The 1035-nt window shown below is 61.5% G+C and carries 1 protein-coding gene and 1 pseudogene; both read left to right on the top strand.

The window, feature by feature from the left end:
- On the top strand, window positions 1–692 hold a 692-nt coding region (locus C2U70_RS32550; protein WP_246666927.1), incomplete at its 5' end, for an ABC transporter substrate-binding protein.
- Between the two features lie 31 nt (window positions 693–723).
- Window positions 724–1035, top strand: a pseudogene (locus tag C2U70_RS32545) (ABC transporter permease); the annotation flags it as partial.

Genomic DNA, 1035 nt, shown 5'->3' with positions numbered 1-1035 from the left:
ATATCCGTGTGCGGCAGGCGATTGCCTATGCCGTCAACCGTCCTGAGCTCGTGAAGTGGCAGGGGGCCGACACTGCGCGACCTGGCCAGAGCGTGATCCCGGCGGGCTATCTCGGTTCCTCCGGGGATGTCGGTCTCGTCAATACGGACATCGCCAAGGCCAAGGCGCTGCTTAGGGATGCCGGCTATCCCGACGGGGTGACGATCAAGATCATCCACACCCAGTTGCCGCAGATGCTGGGCAGCATGCAGGTCGTGCAGGCGCAGCTGCGCAAGGCGGGCATCACTCTCGATATTCAGGTCGTCGATCACGCCACCTTCCATCAGCAGATTCGCAAGGATCTGAGCCCGATCGTGTATTACGCGGCAGCACGCTTTCCCGTAGCGGATATCTACCTGACCCAGTTCTTCCATTCGGCCAGCATCGTCGGAAAGCCGACGGCCGTCACCAATTTCAGCCACTGTGACGTGGCGGACAGGGAGATCGATGCCGCCAAGACTGAGACCGATACCGAGAAGCAGGTCGGACTCTGGGTCGAGGCCCAGAAGAAGATCGTCGCGGCCGTCTGCGCCGTTCCTCTGGCCGAGGGCTTGCAGATCTGGGCGCACCGCACCGACCTCGACTACGGCTACGAATTGAAGGCGTCGCTGTCGCTCGGTCCTCTGTTAACGGAAGCGACGCACTTCAAGTGAGCTCAGCGCCAGCAAGCCAAGGGATGGTCCGGTGATTGGCTTCATCATCCGAAGATTGCTGGCGTCGATACCGACGCTGCTCGCGGTACTGACGCTCGTCTTTTTGCTGGTGCGCGTGGTTCCGGGCGATCCTGCAATCGCCATCCTGGGCGATCGGGCGACCCCGGAAACGCTCTCGGCCCTGCGTGCTGAACTTGGCCTCGATCGCTGGATCGGTACGCAATACCTCGAGTTCCTAGGTCATGCCTTGCGCGGCGACCTCGGCAACAGCATGGTCACACATCGTGCAGTCTGGACCGAAATTGCCGAAGCTTTACCGCACACCATCGTGCTGACGCTGGCG

The organism is Bradyrhizobium guangdongense (assembly GCF_006483445.1).
Taxonomy (GTDB): Bacteria; Pseudomonadota; Alphaproteobacteria; order Rhizobiales; family Xanthobacteraceae; genus Bradyrhizobium; species Bradyrhizobium guangdongense_A.
Note: the sequence above shows the minus strand (reverse complement) of the source record. Positions and strands in the feature narration are given on the sequence as shown.